Origin of the sequence: Streptococcus sp. HMSC070B10, assembly GCF_001808665.1 — a bacterium.
GTDB lineage: Bacteria > Bacillota > Bacilli > Lactobacillales > Streptococcaceae > Streptococcus.
In genome coordinates this window covers 230,381-252,291 of record NZ_KV794214.1, presented here as the reverse complement: position 1 = coordinate 252,291, position 21,911 = coordinate 230,381, and the positions used below count along the sequence as shown (strand labels likewise).

The following is a 21,911-nucleotide window of genomic DNA, read 5'->3' as shown; positions in this document are numbered from 1 at the left end:
AAAATAGGTCGCAAGTCGGATGTTTTTTATGGTATAATAGACTAAACTGATAGTAACATGTAGCGAAAGGGGTAGGTACATGATTAAAATTTATACAGTCTCAAGTTGTACTAGCTGTAAAAAAGCAAAAACCTGGCTCAATGCCCACCAGTTAAGTTATAAAGAACAAAACCTTGGTAAAGAAGGAATTACGAGAGAAGAATTACTGGATATTCTGACAAAAACAGATAACGGAATAGCCAGCATCGTTTCGTCTAAAAATCGCTATGCCAAAGCCCTTGGAGTGGATATTGAAGATTTGAGTGTCAACGAAGTCCTCAATCTGATTATGGAAACACCGAGAATTTTAAAGAGCCCAATCCTTGTAGATGAAAAACGCCTGCAAGTTGGCTATAAGGAAGATGATATTCGTGCCTTCCTACCACGCTCTGTCCGTAATGTAGAAAATGCAGAAGCACGTTTGCGTGCAGCTCTATAAACATCAAGGCTGGGAGTGCTTCCTAGCCTTGTTTGCTCTTTTAATTCAAAAATGATGTGAGGAATTATGAAAAAAATACTGATTACAAGTTTTGCACTACTTTTCTTGCTTGCTGGATGTGGACAAAAAAAAGCGACAACTGCGTCCTCTAGCAGTAAATCTGAAACGTTACAGTCAACTTTACCTGTCCTAGAGAATGCTGAGAAGAATACAGTAGTTACAAAAACATTTATGCTACCGAAGTCAACAGACGGCAGTCAGCAGATTCAAACAGTCACATATAAAGGAAAACAATTTTTAAGTTTGACTATTATTCAAAAAAGACCAGTTACCGATGAATTGAAGACTTTTGTAACTGAGCATGGTGTAGAGGCTACCCAAAAAGCACTCATTGAAGCTGAAGGTAAAGATGCCTCAATTCAGGAAGCGCGCAAGTTGCCAGGTTTTACACTTGAGACGAAGCTACTAAGTGAAACAGAAATTCAAACAACAACTACTTATGATTTTCAGGTTTTAGATATCAAAAAAGCTTCACAGGTTGAATATTTAAAGAATATTGGCTTGGAAAATCTTTTGAAAAATGAACCGAGTCAATATGTAGCAGACAGATTGGCAAATGGCGCGACAGAACAGTAGAAAATCCAAATAAATAGACTGCCTGAATTGTAGAACGTAAGGAATTATGCTATAATGGTACTATTCTAAGGAAAGAGGGTGTTAGAATGGGATTTACTGAAGAAACAGTACGTTTTAAATTGGACGATTCCAATAAAAAAGAAATTAGCGAAACTTTGACTGATGTCTATGCTTCGTTGAACGATAAGGGCTACAACCCAATTAACCAAATCGTAGGTTACGTATTGAGTGGAGACCCTGCCTACGTTCCTCGTTATAATAATGCACGAAATCAAATCCGTAAGTATGAGCGTGATGAAATTGTTGAGGAATTAGTCCGCTACTACCTTAAAGGACAAGGAGTCGATCTATAACCTATGAGAATTATGGGATTGGACGTCGGTTCAAAAACGGTAGGGGTGGCTATTAGCGATCCGCTTGGTTTTACGGCTCAAGGACTTGAAATCATCCAAATCAATGAGGAGCAAGGTCAATTTGGTTTTGACCGCGTTAAGGAGTTGGTTGACACTTACAAGGTGGAACGATTTGTAGTGGGCTTGCCTAAAAACATGAACAATACAAGCGGACCGCGCGTGGAAGCTAGTCAAGCCTACGGAGCAAAGTTAGAAGAGCTTTTTGGTTTACCAGTAGACTATCAAGATGAACGCTTGACAACAGTTGCCGCAGAGCGCATGTTGATTGAGCAAGCAGATATTAGCCGTAACAAGCGCAAGAAAGTCATTGATAAGTTAGCAGCTCAGCTGATTTTACAAAATTATTTAGATAGAAAATTTTAATACAAAGGAGAGGCTATGTCACACGATCATAACCACGACCACGAAGAACGTGAATTAATTACACTAGTAGATGAGCAAGGAAATGAAACCTTGTTTGAAATCCTTTTGACCATTGACGGAAAAGAAGAATTTGGTAAAAACTATGTTCTTCTAGTACCAGTTAACGCAGAAGAAGACGAAGATGGACAAGTTGAAATCCAAGCTTACTCATTCATCGAAAACGAAGATGGAACAGAGGGTGAATTACAACCAATCCCAGAAGACTCAGAAGACGAATGGAACATGATTGAAGAAGTCTTCAACAGCTTTATGGAGGAGTGATACAGTCTGGGAGACTGTATCAGCCCAACTCCCAGAAATTGGAAAGAGTTGGAACGTCCGGGGGACGTTTTTAGCCTGACGCTAAAAATAAAGACCGTAAGTAAGTCTGGGAGACTGTATCAGCTCAACTCCCAGAAATTGGGAAGAGTTGGAACATCCAGTGGATGTTTTTAGCCCAAGTTAATATTCATAGTAGCTAGTTATTAGCTAACCAGGTTAGAGGTCGGGACGAAAATCCTGGCCTCGTTTTTGTTACTCATCATGCTTTGATGTGGTAATTGATTGGACTTTTGTCAAGGAGATATATATGTTTGAAGTAGAAGAATGGCTTCACAGTCGGATTGGTTTGAATTTTCGATCAGGTTTGAGCCGAATGCAACAAGCGGTGGATTTGTTGGGGAATCCTGAGAAGTCTTATCCTATTATCCACGTCACTGGGACTAATGGGAAAGGATCTACCATTGCTTTTATGAGGGAGTTATTTATGGGGCATGGCAAAAGAGTTGCGACTTTTACCTCTCCTCATATCGTCTCTATCAATGATCGAATCAGCATTAACGGGCAACCAATAGCTGATGCAGACTTCATCCGTTTGGCTAATCAGGTCAAGGAGATGGAAAAAACACTTCTGCAAACTCATGACCAGTTGTCCTTTTTTGAATTGCTGACCTTGATTGCTTTTCTTTATTTTAGAGAGCAAGAGGTGGATTTGGTTCTATTAGAAGTGGGAATTGGTGGCTTACTTGACACGACTAATGTGGTAACTGGAGAGATTGCTGTCATCACCTCCATCGGACTTGACCATCAGGAGACCTTGGGCGATAGTCTAGAAGCAATTGCAAAGCAGAAAGCTGGTATTTTTAAGGCTGGTAAAAAGGCAGTGATTGCTAAGTTGCCTTCAGAAGCTAGGCTTGTTTGTCAGAAAAAAGCTGAATTTTTAGCTGTTGACCTTTATCAAGCAGGTCAGAATTTTTCAATGCTGAATAGGGATTTTTCAAGCTCTTTGGCTAACCTTTCACAGTTGAAAATAGGTTTAGAAGGAGCTTATCAGCAGGAGAATGCGGGCTTGGCGTTGCAAACTTTTCTTCTCTTTATGAGGGAAGGAAAGGAAGTTGTTGATGAACAGGCTGTAAGACAAGCTTTGAATCAGACCCATTGGGCTGGGCGTTTGGAGCGTATTCGTCCTCAGATTTACTTGGACGGTGCTCATAACCTCCCTGCCTTGACTCGCTTGGTTGAATTTATTAAAGAAAAAGAGCAGGAAAGATATCGTCCTCAAATCCTATTTGGAGCCTTGAAACGGAAGGATTATCAAGGGATGTTGGCTTATCTGACTGAAAAATTGCCTCAGGTGGAACTCAAGGTGACCGGCTTTGACTATCAAGGTTCTTTGGATGAAACAGATGTAACAGGTTACGATATAGTTCCTTCTTACCGAGAATTTATTAGCAATTTTGAAGCAAGAGCAGATACGCAGGACTTGCTGTTCGTTACAGGGTCTCTCTATTTTATCTCAGAAGTACGAATCCACATACTGGGGCACGAGCAGATAAATTGACCTCCTTTTTTGAACTTGTTATACTAGGGGAACTACCAGTTAGAAGAAATATTCTCTAAATCGGTAGCAGAAAGGAAATTCATCATGAAATTAAAAAGATTCACACTTTCTCTTGCTTCTCTAGCAAGTCTTAGTCTCCTAGTAGCTTGTTCACAAAGAGCTCAACAAGTTCAACAACCAGCAGCTCAATCGCAAACTCAACAAACTCAGCAATCACAACCTGCTGCTTCATCTTCGGCAGAAAACTCAAACCAGGCAACAACAAGTTCTTCACAAAATACAGTTACAGCCCAACCAACTAATATTGATGGAACTTATACTGGTCAGGATGAAGGAGACCGTATCACTTTAGTGGTAACTGGAACAACTGGTACATGGACACAGGTAGAAACTGACGGAGATCAAGAAATCAAGCAGGTTAGCTTCGATGCCGCCAATCAACGCATGATTATTGGGGATGATGCCAAGATTTATGCAATTAATGGAAATCAGATGATTATTGACGATATGGATAGAGACGCTTCAGATCGTATCGTTTTATCTAAGTAAAGTTTATTTATCAAAAATTCCGATAAGATGAAAGATATTTGATGTATTACTCGATAAAAGTTAGATAGATTATACACATAAAGGAATGGGTCTCATACAAGATTCATTCCTTTTCCTTAAATATAAGTTCCACTTTTAGGAGTGGTACTCTTTTTGAGTAGTTCTTTTTAAAAAAATTTGTTATGCTAGATTTATGAAGAGAATCAAAATCGACGTGGTAGTACTCCCTTTAAGTGGACATCTCTTCCCAGCCCTGAATTTACTCGCACCTTTGTTGAAGAATCCTTTGTATGATATTCGATTATTCACAGGACCGCAACGAAAAGCTGTCGCAGAGGAGATGGGATTCCAGGTACTTCCCATTTTAGAAAATTTTGTAGATGAGTTTGAGCGTGTAGCCAACAATGAAGGGCAACTAAATCTTATTTCTGCTTATCGGCAGTTGTCAGCTAGTCTGGATTTGATCAATATAGTGTCTGACCAACTAGTGCAAGAATGGGAGAAAAATCGACCAGATATTGTTATTGCGGATTTTATAACCCTCTCTGGAGGACTAGTGGCGGAACAGTTGGGAATTCCTTGGATAACAACCATGGCGACACAGTTTGCCATTGAAACGACAGATGGACCGCCTTGTTTCTTTGGAGGAATGGGCAGTCCAAAGAATCCTTTTCAGTCTGCCCAGCAATGGCTAGGAAGAAAAGGGACTCGTTTAGGAAAACGAATCGTAACCTTTTTATTGAGAGAACGCTTGAAACGTTACGATTTTAAGCTCTACAATCAAAAAAATCAGGAAACCATTTATTCACCCTATTCCATCTTGGGAATTGGGATGAAAGAGTTGGAGCTGAAAAGTGGTTTTCCAGAGCACTACCTTTGGGTGGGGCCTTTTGGCTCTTCAATCGAGAGAGCAGAGAATTATCCTCTCGATTTGTCTCCCTATGCAAGTTATAAAAAAGTCCTCGTATCCTGTGGAACTCAGCTAGCGTGGGCTAAAGATAACCTCCTCTACCAGACCCAACAATTGGCAAAAGCCCATCCTGACTGTTACTTTTTTGTGACTCTGGGGTTTGGTGGACAAGACTTCCAATGTGAGGAGCTCATGGACAATGTTTCTGTAGTATCCTATCTTCCCTATAAGGAATACATTCCCCAGATGGACTATGTGATTCATCACGGAGGTGCGGGTATTTTTTACCAATGTATTATCTATGGCAAGCCTGCCTTAATTCTCCCTCATGACTATGATCAGTATGACTATGCGGTTCGCGGGCTAGAGGCAGGGATTGCCCTGACTGCTAAACGAGAGGACACGGAAGCGATTGGACGCGCTTTTGATGAGCTATTGGCTAGAGATGGCTGGTCAGACTTGAACAAACTCAGTCGTGTAGCTCAAGACTATCAGCCAACAGAAATCCTCAAGAATGAAATATATCGACTCTTGGGGGGATAAGGAGAAATAAAACATGAAGAAAGTATTGGTAACAGGTGCTACGGGCTTTTTAGGTAAGTATGTTGTTGAAGAGCTCAGTCAGTATGGCTATCAGGTACGAGCTTTTGGACGTAATCGCAAGATTGGTCAGTCTTTAGAGAACTCCTCTGTGGCATTTTTCCAGGGAGATTTGACCAAGCAAGAGGATCTGACTCAGGCTTGTCAGGGTATGGACATGGTTGTGCATGCTGGAGCTCTTTCTACCGTCTGGGGACCTTGGGAAGATTTCTACCAGACAAATGTCTTAGGGACCAAGTATGTTCTGGATGCTTGTCGAGAGGATGGTATTCAGCGTTTGGTTTATGTGTCCTCGCCTAGCATATATGCTGCGCCTCGAGACCAGATAGCTATCAAAGAAAGCGATGCGCCTCAGGAAAATAATCTGAACAACTATATTCGTAGTAAACTAGCTTCGGAGAAGCTGTTTAAGGATTATCCCGATGTTCCGAGTATTATCTTACGACCTCGTGGGCTTTTTGGGATTGGGGATACCAGTATTTTACCTCGGGTTCTTAAACTCAGTCAGAAGATTGGTATTCCCTTGATAGGGGATGGCCGTCAGCTGATGGACATGACCTGTGTGGAAAATGTTGCTCTGGCCATTCGCTTGGCTCTAGAGGCTCCTCAAGCTAGTGGCGAAGTCTATAATATTACCAACGGGGAACCAAGAGCCTTTAAGGATCTGATAGAAGAAACCTTGAGAGGGCTTGGCTATTCGATAACATACAGAAAAGTGCCGGCTCCTCTTCTTTCAGTTATTGCAAGTAGTTTAGAGTTTCTGTATAATATCTTGAAACTTAAAGGTGAGCCGGCTCTAACACGCTATACCTATTACTTGCTGAGGTATAGCCAGACGCTGGACATCAGCAAGGCGGAGCGAGACTTGGGCTATCGCCCTCAAATCAGTATTTCGGAAGGGATTGAACAGTATGTCAAAGATTATAGAAAGCATTGATTATTTCCCAGCAGGATATTGCACGAGTTATACAGGTTTGCTATTTAAGGGAATCAAGAATAAAAAGATGACCTTTCCAGCCGGGGTTTTTCTTATCAAACATAGGGAGAAGGGATACCTCCTCTATGATACGGGCTACCATTACGATATTAAGACTCAGATTCGTTATGGTTTCTATCGTTTGGGAACACCTGTTCAAATGGCGGAGAAGGACCAGATTTCATATTTGCTGAAAGCTAAGGGAATTAAACCAGAAGAAATTAATTATATCATCCTATCTCACCTGCATCCAGATCATTTGGGAGGGGCTAGCTTCTTCCCTCATGCAACTTTTATCTTGACTCAGGAAGTGTATGATGTTTACAAGAAACCGACACTGAAAGACTTGATTTTCAAGGAATTTTTGCCAGCTTCTTTTGAAAAAAATCTAACCATTATTAGAGCTGACCAGCAAGATTCAACCTTTCCCTATCGTCCGACTAGTGACCTTTTTGGAGATGGAAGTATTCTAGTAGCTTCTGTTGATGGGCATGCAAGGGGGCAAGCTTGTCTGTACCTTCCAGACTTTAATCTCCTCATCGCAGCAGATCTCTGTTGGGGAATTGACCTTTTGCCTTACACCAAGCAGATGCTCCTGATTCCTTCCTTGGTTCAGGACAATAAGGCAGACTATATCAAGGGGACAGAGTTTTTGGAGGAGGTCTTGAGAGATGGTATTGAAGTAGTTGTTAGCCATGACCCTGTAGAAAGGATAGAACGTATCATATATGAAAAAAGGAACCTTTCTTAAAACCTTTATCCAAACTCGCTGGCTTCATAACTTCAAATCTCGAGAAGCTGTAGAGAACTATCAGAAAAAGCAATTAGCTAACTATATGAACTTTTTAAAGCGAGAGTCGCCCTACTTTAAAAATGGGATTCCTAGTGACTTTGACCATATGGACAAGGCTTTTATGATGGAGCATTTCAACGAGCTCAACACCCAAGGAGTAGATCGGGATGAAGCCTTGGCCTTGGCTATTGAAAGTGAAAAGACTCGTGATTTCACTGAACTCAAAGGCGATGTGGCAGTCGGACTGTCTTCAGGGACATCTGGACATCGGGGGCTTTTTATCACAACGGAGAAAGAGCGAAGTATGTGGGCAGCAGCTATCTTAGCTAAGATGTTACCCAAGGGCCAGCTTTTTGGACACCGAATCGCCTTTTTCCTGAGAGCTGATAATGAACTCTATCAGACCATCAATACGGCACTTATTCGTTTGGAGTATTTTGATATTTTTAAACCTACAGATGTCCATATTGAGCGGCTGAATACCTACCAGCCGACGATTGTTGTGGCACCAGCCTCTATGTTGATTGAATTGAGCAAGCGTCTCAAGGCTGGAGAGTTAGCTATCCACCCACAAAAAATCGTTTCGGTGGCAGAAATCTTGGAAGATAATGATAGGGAACTCATCGCAGAAGCCTTTTCTCTATCCATTATTGACCAAGTTTATCAGGCAACCGAAGGTTTCCTAGCTTGCACTTGCTCAGCTGGAAATCTGCATCTCAACGAAGACATTATACTTGTGGAAAAGCAGTATCTGGATGACCGCCGTTTTTATCCAGTGATTACGGACTTTAAACGAAGTAGTCAGCCTGTTTATCGCTACCAGCTCAATGATATCTTGGTTGAAAATCCGAAGACTTGTCCGTGTGGCTCCTGCTATACACGAATTGACAAGGTCGAAGGACGCTCTGACGACATCTTCTATTTCGATGGACTGGATGGGGGACAGGTGACCATCTATCCAGACTTTATCAGACGTTGCATCCTCTTTGTGGAGAATATAGGAGATTACCAAGTCAAACAATATTCTGAGAAGTTAGTGGAAGTTTGTCTAAACCAACGAGATGAGAGCATGGAGACAGCTATTTTAGTACAGTTTCAACTCCTGGCCCAGCAAAAGCAGTTTATAGTTCCCGAAATTCAATTTTCAGATTATCACTGGGATACTAGCCATAAACTCAAACGAATCCAACGTTTATGAAAGGATAAAAGACAATGACAGAAGTAAAAAGACATATAGAAATTGCAGGATATGGTGTTTGCCTTCCAAAGCATACCGTCCAATTCAAAGACCAGACGCGTTATCGTGTAGTTGAAAATGAAGAAACGCAGTTAGATTTAGCAGAGGTAGCAATTCAGAGAGCACTCGAATATGCAAACTTAGATATTAAAGATATCGATTGCCTTGTATCAGCTAGTGCAGTTGGTGTTCAGCCTATTCCTTGTACGGCTGCCTTGATTCATGAGCGCGTGGCAAAAGGACTCTCAATCCCAGCTATGGATATCAATACGACCTGTACTAGCTTTATTTCTGCTCTATCGACTATGTCCCACTTGATCGAGGCAGGCGAATACAATCGTGTCTTAATTGTGTCTAGTGAGGTTGGTAGTTTAGGGCTCAATCCTAAGCAAAAAGAAAGTTTTGAACTCTTTAGTGATGGGGCGGCAGCCTTTATTTTCCAAAAAAGCCATCAGGAAAAAGGGGTCATTGCTAGTCTCCAACGTACTTGGTCAGAAGGAGCACACGATACGGAGATTCGTGGAGGTCTGACTTCTTTTCAACCAAAAGAGTACTCTGAAGCGACTAAGACCAACTATATGTTTGATATGAAAGGTAAGAAAATTCTCCTCTTATCTGCTCGTAAAATTCCAGTCATGTTTGAAGAGTTTCAAGAAAAAACGCAGCTAGCATTGTCAGATGTGGACTATATTATTCCCCATCAAGCAAGTCGTGCCCTTCCTTTAGTTATGGAAAAACTAGGTGTTGCGGAGGAACAATATCTCAATCTTGTCACTGATTATGGAAATATGGTGTCAGTATCTGTACCGTTTGGCTTGGCTTATTCATTAGAACAAGGGCTGGTCAAGGAGGGAGATGTCATTTATCTTATGGGAACTGCAGCTGGTATGACGGTCAATATGTTGGCTCTCAAACTGTAATACGCATATGAGAGCATAATGGTTGAAACTTTAGCAAGAGTAAATTGTTGCCATCTAGCTATGAACTGATGTATACTAGTGGAAACATCTATTAACTAGGTGGTTAGGGGGAAGGTTAAAAGAAAGGGGATGTATGAAATATAGAAAACTTCAATTATTGATGTCCAAGTATGGCTTTAGTCTTTCGATTATGCTACTTGAACTTTGTCTTGTTTTTGGTCTCTTTCTTTATTTAGGGCGCATGGCTCCTATTCTATGGGTCATTCTCTTAATCTTTATGAGTATGGCGACTATTGTCGCAATTGTCAATCGTTCCACGGCACCTGAAAGCAAGGTAATGTGGTTAGTGGTGACATTTGTTCCTGTTATTGGCCCCCTGCTCTATCTGATGTTTGGTGAAAGGCGATTGTCCAAAAAAGAAATCAAGCAGTTGGATAGACTTGGTTCTATGCATTTTCGGGAGGATAACAGTAAAACTCTCCGCCAGAAATTGAAGGAAGATGATAAGGCGGCTTACGGAGTTATCAAATCTTTGCTAAGTATGGATAGCAATGCCGATGTATATGATCGAACCGATTCACAATTTTTTTCTTCAGGTGAAAGCATGTGGCAACATATGTTGGAAGACCTCAAGAAAGCTGAAAAGTTTATCTTTCTAGAGTACTATATTGTCGAAGAAGGTCTGATGTGGAATAGCATACTAGACATACTAGAACAAAAGGCAGCTCAAGGTGTAGAGGTCAAGATGCTCTATGATGATATCGGCTGTATGGCTACTTTGCCTGGAGACTACACTATTCAGCTTCGTAGTCGAGGAATTGAAGCCCATAAATTTAACAAGGTGATTCCTCGTTTGACAGTGGCTTACAACAATAGGGACCATCGTAAAATCCTTGTCATAGATGGTCAGGTAGCCTATACAGGAGGCATTAACTTAGCCGATGAGTACATCAATCATGTAGAACGCTTTGGCTACTGGAAGGACAGTGGGATTCGCATAGATGGCCCTGGTGTTAAGGCTCTAACCCGTCTCTTTTTGATGACTTGGTACATCAATCGTGGGGAAATCAGCGATTTTGACCAGTATCACTTGGAAAATCAGCCTTGTTCTGGCCAAGGGCTCTGCATTCCTTACGGTAGTGGACCCAAGCCCATCTTCCGTGCTCAGGTAGGGAAAAAAGTCTATCAAAGTTTGATTAATCAGGCTACTGATTCAGTCTATATCACAACGCCCTATTTGATTATTGACTATGATTTGACGGAGAGTATTAAAAATGCGGCCATGAGGGGTGTTGATGTCCGCATTGTGACCCCTTTCATTCCAGATAAAAAATTGATCCAACTCATTACAAGAGGGGCCTATCCGGATTTGTTGTCAGCAGGAGTAAGGATTTTTGAGTATAGTCCAGGATTTATACATAGTAAACAAATCCTAGTGGATAAGGACTTTGCTGCAGTTGGAACCATTAACTTAGATTATAGAAGTTTGCTTCACCACTATGAAAATGCAGTCTTGCTATATAAAACAGAATCAATTACTGAGATTCAGAAAGACTTCCAGGAGATTTTTTCGGTATCGCAAGAAATTTTCCCTCATACGATAAAAAATAGCTGGTATCAGAAATTGATTAAGGAAATTGCCCAGTTATTCGCCCCTATCTTATAAGAAATCTAGGACTGAGGACACAAACCAGTCCTCTTTTTCTTGCCTTTTACGAATAAGAAGATGTAGGAGGGAAGATGCTGACTCAGAAAGAATTAAACTATATCACGACATTTAAACAGACACATTTACACCGATTTCGGGAAATTGAAACCTTTGTGAAACTATGCAAAAAATCACTCAAACAGCCATCGCAAGCTGACAATTTTAGGTCTTTTTGATATACTAAGACAGATAAATTGAATAGGAGAAACGATATGGCTGTATATGGCAGAATCGAAGAAGTATCCGAAACGATACAGAGGAATGAAATTGAAAATAGACTGGATAGGAAGCTTGAATCTCATGTAGAAAAAGAAGAACAGGTAGCTTTTCCGTTTTTTAGACTCATCATTGGAAGTACGATTGCAACGGTTTTTTCTGTGGTGATACCTTTACTTTTAGATATGGTAAGTCCTTCTCAGGCTCAGGATTTGTATATAGGGTGGGCTTTACATCAGGGAGGACAGCTCTACAGTAGCTATTATGCTGGTCAAGGTCTTCTTTATTACTTACTACTTTACATCACTCAGGGAGGCATTCTTTTTGCCTTGGTAGCATGGTTGGCTCTCTTAGGAGGAGGTTATTTCCTCTTTTCTTCGACAGAGTATTTGACGGGACAAAGGGAACAAGCCAAGCAACTCCTAACCATATTTTATATCTTGGTGTCTGGTCTTGGTTTTGGAGGAGGTTATGCTACTATTTTAGCTTTGCCATTTCTGTTTGCAGGATTTTCTTTAGTAGCGCGTTATCTATCAAATCCTAACCATGACAAGGGATTTCTACGTTTGGGTATTTTCTTAGCCCTATCATTTTTCATAGAACCCCTAACTAGTCTTCTATTTATTGTAGCGATAACTGTAGGTTTATTGGTCTTTAATGTTGGACATGGGCGCTTTATACATGGAATTTATCAGTTTTTTGCAGTCTCACTTGGCTTTTCTCTCATATTTTATCCAGTGGGCTACTATGTCCTTGTTTCAGGAGGTTTTGGAGAAGCTCTAGGAAGTCTTTTATATCCGATTGATTCCCTTCAGATTTTTACCAATCCTCAACTAATAGATCATCTTTTATTCTATGGTTTGTTGACCTTTGGCTTAGGTGCTCTCGTTCTTGTTTTTCTAGGCTTGTTCCAATCGAAGGCATCAAAATTGTATGTTATTTCAGTACCAGCTAGCTTTGTTTTCTTATTTGCACTAGTCTTACTGATTTTTTCTCAAGAACCTCTTCATGGTTCGCGTTTGATTCTAATCCTTCCATTTTTACTCCTTCTGTTGATGACCAGTATTCGTGGGAAACATTCAGCTAGAGGAGCTCGTTGTCGGAGAAGAGAAGGAGTTCCAACTTTATGGAAAAAATTTATGAGGGGAAATCTCTACTTACCGATTCTAGTAGTGGTTTATCTAATTGCAGTTCCTTTTGTAGCTCGTTTTGTCTTGCATCCAGCTTCATATAGTGAACAACATCAAGTAGTAGATAGAATCAAACAAGAGACGAGCGAGGGAGACCAAATCTATATCTGGGATTCCCATGTTCAGATGTATAAGGAAAGCCAGCGTTTGGCGGGATCCATGTTCCCATCACCTCTTCTCTACACGAATACAGAAGAGAATAAAACTAGTTTGATCAATGATTTGAAAGAAAATCAACCTAAGTTGATTGTGGTGAACGACAAGGTGGCGCTCTGGTCAGAGGCGGAAACACTCTTGAAAGAAAATTACCAACAAGTAAAGACTGATTATTCAGAGTTTAAAGTCTATAAAATTAAATAAAAAATCAATATCTTGTGGATTTTTAAAAATTTTAGGATTTTTACCACAAGATATTGATTTTTATTTTTTAAGTGATATAATACTTTTTAGATATCACATTTTAGAAAAGAGCATGCATATGATTGCACTAGAAGAAAAAATTACAACCTTACCAACCCTCTTCGTGGAAAAACGAGATGGGAGACGTGTTGTATTTGATGTGGACAAGATTGACAAGGCTCTCCACAAGGCGGCAGACAAGGTTATGGATGTGACCCCCTTGGTTGAAAAACGCCTAAATACTCTGACTGAGCGAATTGTCACTGAAATTCATAGTCGCTTTCCACAGGGGGTTAAGATTTACGAAATTCAAAATATCGTAGAACATGAACTCCTTGAAGCCAAAGAATATGCCCTGGCTGAGGAGTATATTACTTATCGGACACAGAGGGATTTTGAACGCTCAAAAGCGACAGATATCAACTTTAGTATCCATAAACTTCTCAACAAAGACCAGGCGGTTGTTAATGAAAATGCCAATAAAGACAGCGATGTCTTTAACACCCAACGTGATTTGACAGCAGGCATTGTTGGAAAATCAATCGGACTGCAAATGCTTCCTAAGCACGTAGCCAACGCCCACCAAAAGGGGGATATTCACTATCATGATTTGGACTACAGCCCCTATACCCCTATGACCAACTGCTGTTTGATTGATTTTAGAGGTATGTTGGAAAATGGTTTTAAGATTGGAAATGCGGAGGTAGAGAGTCCCAAGTCTATTCAGACTGCAACAGCTCAGATTTCCCAAATCATTGCCAACGTTGCTTCTAGCCAGTACGGGGGTTGTTCAGCTGACCGTATCGATGAAGTTTTGGCGCCGTACGCAGAGAAGAATTACCAAAAACACCTCAAAGATGCGGAAGAGTGGGTCTTACCTGACAAACGGGAAGATTACGCTTGGAAGAAAACGCAAAAGGACATCTATGATGCCATGCAATCTCTTGAGTATGAAATCAACACCCTCTTCACTTCAAATGGTCAAACACCTTTTACTTCGCTAGGTTTTGGTCTAGGGACAAGTCGTTTTGAACGAGAAATTCAAAAAGCTATCTTGACCATCCGAATCAAGGGTCTTGGTTCAGAACACCGTACGGCCATCTTTCCTAAACTCATCTTTACGCTGAAAAGAGGACTCAACTTAGAGGAAGGTTCACCTAACTACGACATCAAACAGTTGGCCCTCGAGTGTGCAACCAAGCGGATGTACCCAGATGTCTTGTCCTACGATAAGATTATTGAGTTGACAGGTTCTTTCAAGGTTCCTATGGGATGCCGTTCTTTCCTTCAAGGCTGGAAAGATGAAAATGGTGTTGAGGTCAATTCAGGTCGTATGAATCTAGGTGTTGTGACAGTCAATCTGCCTCGTATCGCTCTCGAGTCCGAAGGGGATCTGAATAAGTTTTGGGAAATCTTCAACGAGCGTATGAATATCGCAGAAGATGCTCTGGTTTACCGTGTTGAACGGACCAAGGAAGCAACACCAGCGAATGCCCCTATCCTCTATCAGTACGGAGCCTTCGGTCGCCGTCTCGGAAAAGAAGAAAGTGTTGACCAACTCTTTAAGAATCGCCGTGCGACAGTTTCGCTGGGCTACATCGGTTTGTACGAAGTTGCGACTGTCTTCTTTGGAAACAGCTGGGAAAGTAATCCTGAAGCCAAGGAATTCACACTGGATATTATTCGTGATATGAAACGTCGTGTGGAAGAGTGGTCTGACCAATATGGTTACCATTTCTCTATCTACTCCACACCGTCTGAAAGTCTGACAGACCGCTTCTGTCGCTTGGATACAGAGAAGTTCGGCTCTATTCCGGACATCACGGACAAGGAATACTACACCAACTCTTTCCACTACGATGTTCGTAAAAATCCAACACCGTTTGAAAAATTAGACTTTGAGAAAGTTTACCCAGAAGCAGGTGCGTCAGGTGGTTTCATCCATTATTGTGAGTATCCAGTTCTTCAACAAAATCCTAAAGCCTTGGAAGCTGTTTGGGACTATGCCTATGACCGTGTCGGCTATCTAGGGACCAATACTCCGATTGATCGTTGCTACAAGTGCGACTTTGAAGGGGATTTTGAACCAACTGAGAGAGGATTTGCTTGTCCCAACTGTGGCAATAGCGACCCTAAAACAGTAGACGTGGTCAAACGAACTTGTGGCTACCTCGGTAATCCTCAAGCGAGACCTATGGTCAACGGCCGTCACAAGGAAATCGCTGCGCGTGTTAAACACATGAATGGCTCAACGATTAAAATAGCTGGACATCAATTAACAAATTAGAAAGAAATGAAATGGGAAAATATCAATTAGACGATAAGGGGCGTGCACAAGTGACCCGTTATCATGAGAAACACTCTAAAGGTGGAGCTGGTAAGAAAGAACGTTTGCTCAACCTCAGAGAACAATTTTTAAACAAGAATAAGAAAAAATAAAAGTGAGAGTCAGCTCTCGCTTTTCTCTTAGTGGGAGGTAAGGATGGAACTACGTAGACCGACAATAGTAGATAGAGAAGCTGTTTTAGACATGATGGCAGAGTTTGAGCAGACCCAATCAGCCCATGATGGAGGATTTTGGGATGTTGAGGATTTTTCTTACGAGGAGTGGCTAGAAGGTAACCGTAATAAAGAAATGGGAATAGGACTGCCTGAAAATCGGGTTCCATCGATACAGTTCGTATTGTTTGGTGAATCAGGTCGTGCTCTAGGATTTTTGAATCTGCGATTGAGACTGAATGAGGGACTGCTAAATTATGCGGGGAATATAGGTTATTCTATTCGCCCGTCTGAAAGAGGGAAGGGCTATGCTAAAGAGTCCCTCCGTCAAGGTCAACAAGTTGCTAAGGAAAAGAACATCAAGAAAGCTCTTGTGACCTGTAGCGTGAATAATCCTGCTAGCAGAGCAGTCATTCTAGCAAATGGAGGGATTCTTGAAGATGTTCGTAATGGAGTCGAGCGTTATTGGATAGAGGTAGCGAATGAATAATCCAAAACCACAAGAATGGAAAAGCGAAGAACTCAGTCAAGGGCGGATTATTGATTACAAGGCCTTCAACTTTGTAGATGGAGAGGGTGTGCGTAACTCCCTCTATGTATCAGGTTGCATGTTTCACTGCGAGGGGTGTTATAATGTAGCGACCTGGTCCTTCAATGCTGGCATTCCCTATACAGCAGAATTAGAAGAACAGATCATGGCTGATCTCGCTCAACCTTATGTTCAAGGCTTGACCTTGCTGGGAGGGGAGCCCTTTCTCAATACGGGTATTCTTTTGCCACTTGTTAAGCGCATTCGGAAGGAATTGCCATATAAAGATATCTGGTCCTGGACGGGCTATACATGGGAAGAAATGATGTTGGAAACTCCAGATAAACTGGAACTCTTATCATTGATTGACATTCTTGTCGATGGACGATACGATCGAACTAAGAGAAATCTCATGCTCCAGTTTCGAGGTTCTTCCAATCAACGAATTATCGATGTGCAAAAATCCCTCAAAAGTGGGCAAGTAGTGATTTGGGACAAGCTTAATGACGGAAAAGAAAGCTATGAACAGGTGAAGAGAGATTAACTTTCTTCTATAAAAATAGTTAAATAAATGACCTATAAAAAAAGAAAACAGTTTCATTGTAAAAAAACAAAAAAACAGCAACAAATCCCTTGCAATCGCAGGGGCTTTGTGTTATTCTATTATGGTGCTGTAAATTACAGCCTTAGCTTTGATGCAAGAGGTTGCGACACGCTCGGTTGCATTGCCACGCAACACCGCGTCGGTTTTCTTGTGGAGCTAGCCTATTATCTTAAATAGACGAAAAGGAGAAAAAGATGGCAAACAAAAAAATCCGTATCCGTTTGAAAGCTTACGAACACCGTACGCTTGACACAGCGGCTGCAAAAATCGTAGAATCAGCTACTCGTACAGGTGCACAAGTTGCGGGTCCAATCCCACTTCCAACTGAACGTAGCCTCTACACAATCATTCGTGCGACTCACAAATACAAAGACTCTCGCGAACAATTTGAAATGCGTACACACAAACGTTTGATTGATATCGTTAACCCAACTCAAAAAACAGTTGATGCGTTGATGAAATTGGATCTTCCAAGTGGTGTAAACGTAGAAATCAAACTTTAATCTAAAGCTTGATACCTTGAGCATAAAAAACGCTCGTTAAAAACTTTTTGAATAAAAAATATAGAAAAGGAACTATTTTCTCATGACAAAAGGAATCTTAGGGAAAAAAGTGGGAATGACTCAAATCTTCACTGAAGCTGGCGAATTGATCCCTGTAACAGTTATTGAAGCAGCTCCAAACGTTGTTCTTCAAGTTAAAACTGTTGAAACAGACGGATACAACGCTATCCAAGTTGGTTTCGATGACAAACGCGAAGTATTGAGCAACAAACCTGCTAAAGGACATGTAGCGAAAGCTAACACGGCTCCTAAGCGCTTCATTCGTGAATTCAAAAACGTTGAAGGCTTGGAAGTTGGTGCTGAAATCACAGTTGAAACATTCGCAGCTGGAGATGTTGTTGACGTAACTGGTACTTCTAAAGGTAAAGGTTTCCAAGGTGTTATCAAGCGCCACGGACAATCACGTGGACCAATGGCTCACGGTTCTCGTTACCACCGTCGTCCAGGTTCTATGGGACCTGTTGCACCTAACCGCGTATTCAAAGGTAAAAACCTTGCAGGACGTATGGGTGGCGACCGTGTAACAATTCAAAACCTTGAAGTTGTACAAGTTGTTCCAGAAAAGAACGTTATCCTTATCAAAGGTAACGTACCAGGTGCTAAGAAATCTCTTATCACTATCAAATCAGCAGTTAAAGCTGGTAAATAATAAGGAAAGGGGAATACAGTCAAAATGGCAAATGTAACATTATTCGACCAAACTGGTAAACAAGCGGGCGAAGTTGTTCTTAACGATGCAATCTTTGGTATCGAACCAAATGAATCTGTTGTGTTTGATGTGATCATCAGCCAACGTGCTAGCCTTCGTCAAGGAACTCACGCAGTTAAAAACCGCTCAGCTGTTTCAGGTGGCGGACGCAAACCATGGCGTCAAAAAGGAACTGGACGTGCTCGTCAAGGTTCTATCCGCTCTCCACAATGGCGTGGTGGTGGAATCGTCTTCGGACCAACTCCACGTAGCTATGCGTACAAACTTCCTCAAAAAGTTCGTCGCCTTGCGCTTAAATCTGTTTACTCAGAAAAAGTTGCTGAAAATAAATTTGTAGCCGTTGATTCTCTTGAATTTACAGCTCCAAAAACTGCTGAATTTGCAAAAGTTCTTGCAGCTTTGAGCATCGATTCTAAAGTCCTTGTTATTCTTGAAGAAGGAAACGAATTCGCAGCTCTCTCAGCTCGTAACCTTCCAAACGTGAAAGTTGCGACTGCTACAACTGCAAGTGTTCTTGACATCGCAAATAGTGACAAACTTCTTGTTACTCAAGCAGCTATCTCTAAAATCGAGGAGGTTCTTGCATAATGAATTTGTATGATGTTATCAAAAAACCTGTAATCACTGAAAGCTCAATGGCTCAACTTGAAGCAGGAAAATATGTATTTGAAGTTGACACTCGTGCACACAAACTTTTGATTAAGCAAGCTGTTGAAGCTGCTTTCGAAGGTGTTAAAGTTGCAAATGTTAACACAATCAACGTAAAACCAAAAGCTAAACGTGTTGGACGTTACACTGGTTTTACTAACAAAACTAAAAAAGCTATCATCACACTTACAGCTGATTCAAAAGCAATCGAGTTGTTTGCTGCTGAAGCTGAATAATCTAAGGAGGAAATATCGTGGGAATTCGTGTTTATAAACCAACAACAAACGGTCGCCGTAATATGACTTCTTTGGATTTCGCTGAAATCACAACAAGCACTCCTGAAAAATCATTGCTTGTTGCATTGAAGAGCAAGGCTGGTCGTAACAACAACGGTCGTATCACAGTTCGTCACCAAGGTGGTGGACACAAACGTTTCTACCGTTTGGTTGACTTCAAACGTAACAAAGACAACGTTGAAGCAGTTGTTAAAACAATTGAGTACGATCCAAACCGTTCTGCAAACATCGCTCTTGTACACTACACTGACGGTGTGAAAGCGTACATCATCGCTCCAAAAGGTCTTGAAGTTGGTCAACGTATCGTTTCAGGTCCAGAAGCAGATATCAAAGTCGGAAACGCTCTTCCACTTGCTAACATTCCAGTTGGTACTTTGATCCACAACATCGAGTTGAAACCAGGTCGTGGTGGTGAATTGGTACGTGCTGCTGGAGCATCTGCTCAAGTATTGGGTTCTGAAGGTAAATACGTTCTTGTTCGTCTTCAATCAGGTGAAGTTCGTATGATTCTTGGAACTTGTCGTGCTACAGTTGGTGTTGTCGGAAACGAACAACATGGACTTGTAAACCTTGGTAAAGCAGGACGTAGCCGTTGGAAAGGTATCCGCCCAACAGTTCGTGGTTCTGTAATGAACCCTAACGATCACCCACACGGTGGTGGTGAAGGTAAAGCACCAGTTGGTCGTAAAGCACCATCTACTCCATGGGGCAAACCTGCTCTTGGTCTTAAAACTCGTAACAAGAAAGCGAAATCTGACAAACTTATCGTTCGTCGTCGCAACGAGAAATAATATTAAACTAGTCGCTTAAGCAACTAGTAAATCCGCCAGCTCGGTAGCGCTGCTTGTGAGCGCAAGCCGCTGTGGTACAACATTTAAAGGAGAAAATATAAAAATGGGACGCAGTCTTAAAAAAGGACCTTTCGTCGATGAGCATTTGATGAAAAAAGTTGAAGCTCAAGCTAACGACGAAAAGAAAAAAGTTATTAAAACTTGGTCACGTCGTTCAACGATCTTCCCAAGTTTCATTGGTTACACTATCGCAGTTTATGACGGACGTAAACACGTACCTGTTTACATCCAAGAAGACATGGTAGGTCACAAACTTGGTGAATTTGCACCAACTCGTACTTACAAAGGTCACGCTGCAGACGACAAGAAAACACGTAGAAAATAAGGAGAACATAAATGGCAGAAATTACTTCAGCTAAAGCAATGGCTCGTACAGTACGTGTTTCACCTCGTAAATCACGTCTTGTTCTTGATAACATCCGTGGTAAAAGCGTAGCCGATGCAATCGCAATCTTGACATTCACTCCAAACAAAGCTGCTGAAATCATCTTGAAAGTTTTGAACTCAGCTGTAGCTAACGCTGAAAACAACTTTGGTTTGGATAAAGCTAACTTGGTAGTATCTGAAGCATTCGCAAACGAAGGACCAACTATGAAACGTTTCCGTCCACGTGCGAAAGGTTCAGCTTCACCAATCAACAAACGTACAGCTCACATCACTGTAGCTGTTGCAGAAAAATAAGGAGGTAAAATCGTGGGTCAAAAAGTACATCCAATTGGTATGCGTGTCGGCATCATCCGTGATTGGGATGCCAAATGGTATGCTGAAAAAGAATACGCGGATTACCTTCATGAAGATCTTGCAATCCGTAAATTCGTTCAAAAAGAACTTGCTGACGCAGCAGTTTCAACTATCGAAATCGAACGCGCAGTAAACAAAGTTAACGTTTCACTTCACACTGCTAAACCAGGTATGGTTATCGGTAAAGGTGGTGCTAACGTTGATGCACTCCGTGCGAAACTTAACAAATTGACTGGAAAACAAGTACACATCAACATCATCGAAATCAAACAACCTGATTTGGATGCTCACCTTGTAGGTGAAGGAATTGCTCGTCAATTGGAGCAACGTGTTGCTTTCCGTCGTGCACAAAAACAAGCAATCCAACGTGCAATGCGTGCTGGAGCTAAAGGAATCAAAACTCAAGTATCAGGTCGTTTGAACGGTGCAGATATCGCCCGTGCTGAAGGATACTCTGAAGGAACTGTTCCACTTCACACACTTCGTGCAGATATCGATTACGCTTGGGAAGAAGCAGATACTACATACGGTAAACTTGGTGTTAAAGTATGGATCTACCGTGGTGAAGTTCTTCCAGCTCGCAAAAACACTAAAGGAGGTAAATAACCAATGTTAGTACCTAAACGTGTTAAACACCGTCGTGAATTCCGTGGAAAAATGCGCGGTGAAGCAAAAGGTGGAAAAGAAGTAGCATTCGGTGAATACGGTCTTCAAGCTACAACTAGCCACTGGATCACTAACCGCCAAATCGAAGCTGCTCGTATCGCCATGACTCGTTACATGAAACGTGGTGGTAAAGTTTGGATTAAAATCTTCCCACACAAATCATACACTGCTAAAGCTATCGGTGTGCGTATGGGATCTGGTAAAGGGGCACCTGAAGGTTGGGTAGCACCAGTTAAACGTGGTAAAGTGATGTTCGAAATCGCTGGTGTATCTGAAGAGATCGCTCGCGAAGCGCTTCGTCTTGCTAGCCACAAATTGCCAGTTAAATGTAAATTCGTAAAACGTGAAGCAGAATAAGGAGAAGGCATGAAACTTAATGAAGTAAAAGAATTTGTTAAAGAACTTCGTGGTCTTTCTCAAGAAGAACTCGCGAAGCGCGAAAACGAATTGAAAAAAGAATTGTTTGAACTTCGTTTCCAAGCTGCTACTGGTCAATTGGAACAAACAGCTCGCTTGAAAGAAGTTAAAAAACAAATCG

Annotated in this window: 28 protein-coding genes; all 28 read left to right on the top strand. The window is 41.4% G+C overall.

The window, feature by feature from the left end:
* Positions 1 to 79: 79 nt before the first annotated feature.
* A complete protein-coding gene (spx, locus tag HMPREF2613_RS08840; RefSeq protein ID WP_000591165.1) occupies positions 80 to 478 on the top strand; it encodes a transcriptional regulator Spx in 399 nt (132 codons plus the stop codon).
* A 66-nt stretch (positions 479 to 544) separates the two neighbouring features.
* Complete coding sequence (locus tag HMPREF2613_RS08835) at positions 545 to 1,114, top strand: SP0191 family lipoprotein (protein WP_049487395.1); 570 nt, start codon at positions 545 to 547, stop codon at positions 1,112 to 1,114.
* Between the two features lie 86 nt (positions 1,115 to 1,200).
* Positions 1,201 to 1,467, top strand: a complete 267-nt coding sequence (locus HMPREF2613_RS08830; RefSeq protein WP_000507059.1) for an IreB family regulatory phosphoprotein — start codon at positions 1,201 to 1,203, stop codon at positions 1,465 to 1,467.
* A 3-nt stretch (positions 1,468 to 1,470) separates the two neighbouring features.
* Positions 1,471 to 1,890 carry a Holliday junction resolvase RuvX gene (gene ruvX, locus HMPREF2613_RS08825; protein WP_004239076.1) on the top strand — a complete coding sequence of 140 codons (420 nt, stop codon included), beginning with the start codon at positions 1,471 to 1,473 and terminating at the stop codon, positions 1,888 to 1,890.
* Between the two features lie 15 nt (positions 1,891 to 1,905).
* The gene (locus HMPREF2613_RS08820; RefSeq protein WP_000017620.1) at positions 1,906 to 2,211 is read left to right on the top strand and encodes a DUF1292 domain-containing protein; all 306 of its coding nucleotides are present in this window, start codon (positions 1,906 to 1,908) and stop codon (positions 2,209 to 2,211) included.
* Positions 2,212 to 2,518: 307 nt separating this feature from the next.
* Positions 2,519 to 3,769, top strand: coding sequence for a bifunctional folylpolyglutamate synthase/dihydrofolate synthase (locus tag HMPREF2613_RS08815; protein WP_070480058.1), 1,251 nt, complete (start codon positions 2,519 to 2,521; stop codon positions 3,767 to 3,769).
* A gap of 84 nt (positions 3,770 to 3,853) precedes the next feature.
* Positions 3,854 to 4,318, top strand: coding sequence for an SP_0198 family lipoprotein (locus HMPREF2613_RS08810; RefSeq protein WP_070480057.1), 465 nt, complete (start codon positions 3,854 to 3,856; stop codon positions 4,316 to 4,318).
* Between the two features lie 193 nt (positions 4,319 to 4,511).
* Positions 4,512 to 5,771, top strand: coding sequence for a glycosyltransferase (locus HMPREF2613_RS08805; protein ID WP_061589627.1), 1,260 nt, complete (start codon positions 4,512 to 4,514; stop codon positions 5,769 to 5,771).
* 13 nt (positions 5,772 to 5,784) lie between these two features.
* A complete protein-coding gene (locus tag HMPREF2613_RS08800; protein WP_049552553.1) occupies positions 5,785 to 6,765 on the top strand; it encodes an NAD-dependent epimerase/dehydratase family protein in 981 nt (326 codons plus the stop codon).
* Positions 6,740 to 7,555 (top strand): MBL fold metallo-hydrolase, encoded by an 816-nt coding sequence (locus tag HMPREF2613_RS08795; protein ID WP_070480056.1) that lies wholly within the window; start codon positions 6,740 to 6,742, stop codon positions 7,553 to 7,555. The genes HMPREF2613_RS08800 and HMPREF2613_RS08795 overlap by 26 nt, the downstream gene beginning before the upstream one ends.
* A complete protein-coding gene (locus tag HMPREF2613_RS08790) occupies positions 7,533 to 8,795 on the top strand; it encodes a F390 synthetase-related protein (protein ID WP_061589625.1) in 1,263 nt (420 codons plus the stop codon). Before HMPREF2613_RS08795 ends, HMPREF2613_RS08790 begins: the two co-directional genes overlap by 23 nt.
* Positions 8,796 to 8,809: 14 nt before the next feature.
* Positions 8,810 to 9,754, top strand: a complete 945-nt coding sequence (locus HMPREF2613_RS08785) for a 3-oxoacyl-[acyl-carrier-protein] synthase III C-terminal domain-containing protein (protein WP_042751749.1) — start codon at positions 8,810 to 8,812, stop codon at positions 9,752 to 9,754.
* A gap of 133 nt (positions 9,755 to 9,887) precedes the next feature.
* Entirely contained in the window at positions 9,888 to 11,420 is a 1,533-nt protein-coding gene (gene cls / locus HMPREF2613_RS08780) for a cardiolipin synthase (protein ID WP_070480055.1), read from the top strand.
* Positions 11,421 to 11,674: 254 nt separating this feature from the next.
* Entirely contained in the window at positions 11,675 to 13,228 is a 1,554-nt protein-coding gene (locus tag HMPREF2613_RS08770) for a damage-inducible protein CinA (protein WP_070480054.1), read from the top strand.
* Between the two features lie 118 nt (positions 13,229 to 13,346).
* Positions 13,347 to 15,554 (top strand): anaerobic ribonucleoside-triphosphate reductase, encoded by a 2,208-nt coding sequence (gene nrdD / locus HMPREF2613_RS08765; RefSeq protein WP_070480053.1) that lies wholly within the window; start codon positions 13,347 to 13,349, stop codon positions 15,552 to 15,554.
* Between the two features lie 11 nt (positions 15,555 to 15,565).
* Positions 15,566 to 15,706: a hypothetical protein gene (locus HMPREF2613_RS08760; RefSeq protein ID WP_000521618.1), complete on the top strand. Its 141-nt coding sequence runs from the start codon at positions 15,566 to 15,568 to the stop codon at positions 15,704 to 15,706.
* 43 nt (positions 15,707 to 15,749) lie between these two features.
* Positions 15,750 to 16,256, top strand: a complete 507-nt coding sequence (locus HMPREF2613_RS08755; RefSeq protein WP_070480052.1) for a GNAT family N-acetyltransferase — start codon at positions 15,750 to 15,752, stop codon at positions 16,254 to 16,256.
* Entirely contained in the window at positions 16,249 to 16,839 is a 591-nt protein-coding gene (gene nrdG / locus HMPREF2613_RS08750; RefSeq protein ID WP_070480051.1) for an anaerobic ribonucleoside-triphosphate reductase activating protein, read from the top strand. The genes HMPREF2613_RS08755 and nrdG overlap by 8 nt, the downstream gene beginning before the upstream one ends.
* 254 nt (positions 16,840 to 17,093) lie before the next feature.
* Positions 17,094 to 17,402 (top strand): 30S ribosomal protein S10, encoded by a 309-nt coding sequence (gene rpsJ, locus HMPREF2613_RS08745; protein WP_001284513.1) that lies wholly within the window; start codon positions 17,094 to 17,096, stop codon positions 17,400 to 17,402.
* A gap of 82 nt (positions 17,403 to 17,484) precedes the next feature.
* On the top strand, positions 17,485 to 18,111 hold the full coding sequence (gene rplC / locus HMPREF2613_RS08740) for a 50S ribosomal protein L3 (protein WP_000160193.1): 627 nt from the start codon (positions 17,485 to 17,487) through the stop codon (positions 18,109 to 18,111).
* Between the two features lie 24 nt (positions 18,112 to 18,135).
* A complete protein-coding gene (gene rplD, locus HMPREF2613_RS08735) occupies positions 18,136 to 18,759 on the top strand; it encodes a 50S ribosomal protein L4 (protein ID WP_000024547.1) in 624 nt (207 codons plus the stop codon).
* The gene (locus HMPREF2613_RS08730) at positions 18,759 to 19,055 is read left to right on the top strand and encodes a 50S ribosomal protein L23 (RefSeq protein ID WP_001055347.1); all 297 of its coding nucleotides are present in this window, start codon (positions 18,759 to 18,761) and stop codon (positions 19,053 to 19,055) included. Before rplD ends, HMPREF2613_RS08730 begins: the two co-directional genes overlap by 1 nt.
* A 17-nt stretch (positions 19,056 to 19,072) precedes the next feature.
* Positions 19,073 to 19,906 (top strand): 50S ribosomal protein L2, encoded by an 834-nt coding sequence (gene rplB / locus HMPREF2613_RS08725; protein WP_000512911.1) that lies wholly within the window; start codon positions 19,073 to 19,075, stop codon positions 19,904 to 19,906.
* Positions 19,907 to 20,009: 103 nt separating this feature from the next.
* Positions 20,010 to 20,291: a 30S ribosomal protein S19 gene (rpsS, locus tag HMPREF2613_RS08720; RefSeq protein WP_000533766.1), complete on the top strand. Its 282-nt coding sequence runs from the start codon at positions 20,010 to 20,012 to the stop codon at positions 20,289 to 20,291.
* A gap of 11 nt (positions 20,292 to 20,302) precedes the next feature.
* Positions 20,303 to 20,647, top strand: a complete 345-nt coding sequence (gene rplV / locus HMPREF2613_RS08715) for a 50S ribosomal protein L22 (protein WP_000818137.1) — start codon at positions 20,303 to 20,305, stop codon at positions 20,645 to 20,647.
* Positions 20,648 to 20,659: 12 nt separating this feature from the next.
* Entirely contained in the window at positions 20,660 to 21,313 is a 654-nt protein-coding gene (rpsC, locus tag HMPREF2613_RS08710; RefSeq protein ID WP_000529936.1) for a 30S ribosomal protein S3, read from the top strand.
* Positions 21,314 to 21,316: 3 nt separating this feature from the next.
* Positions 21,317 to 21,730, top strand: coding sequence for a 50S ribosomal protein L16 (gene rplP / locus HMPREF2613_RS08705; protein ID WP_000960946.1), 414 nt, complete (start codon positions 21,317 to 21,319; stop codon positions 21,728 to 21,730).
* A gap of 9 nt (positions 21,731 to 21,739) precedes the next feature.
* Positions 21,740 to 21,911: 50S ribosomal protein L29 (gene rpmC / locus HMPREF2613_RS08700; protein WP_070480050.1), on the top strand; the 172-nt coding region annotated here is incomplete at its 3' end.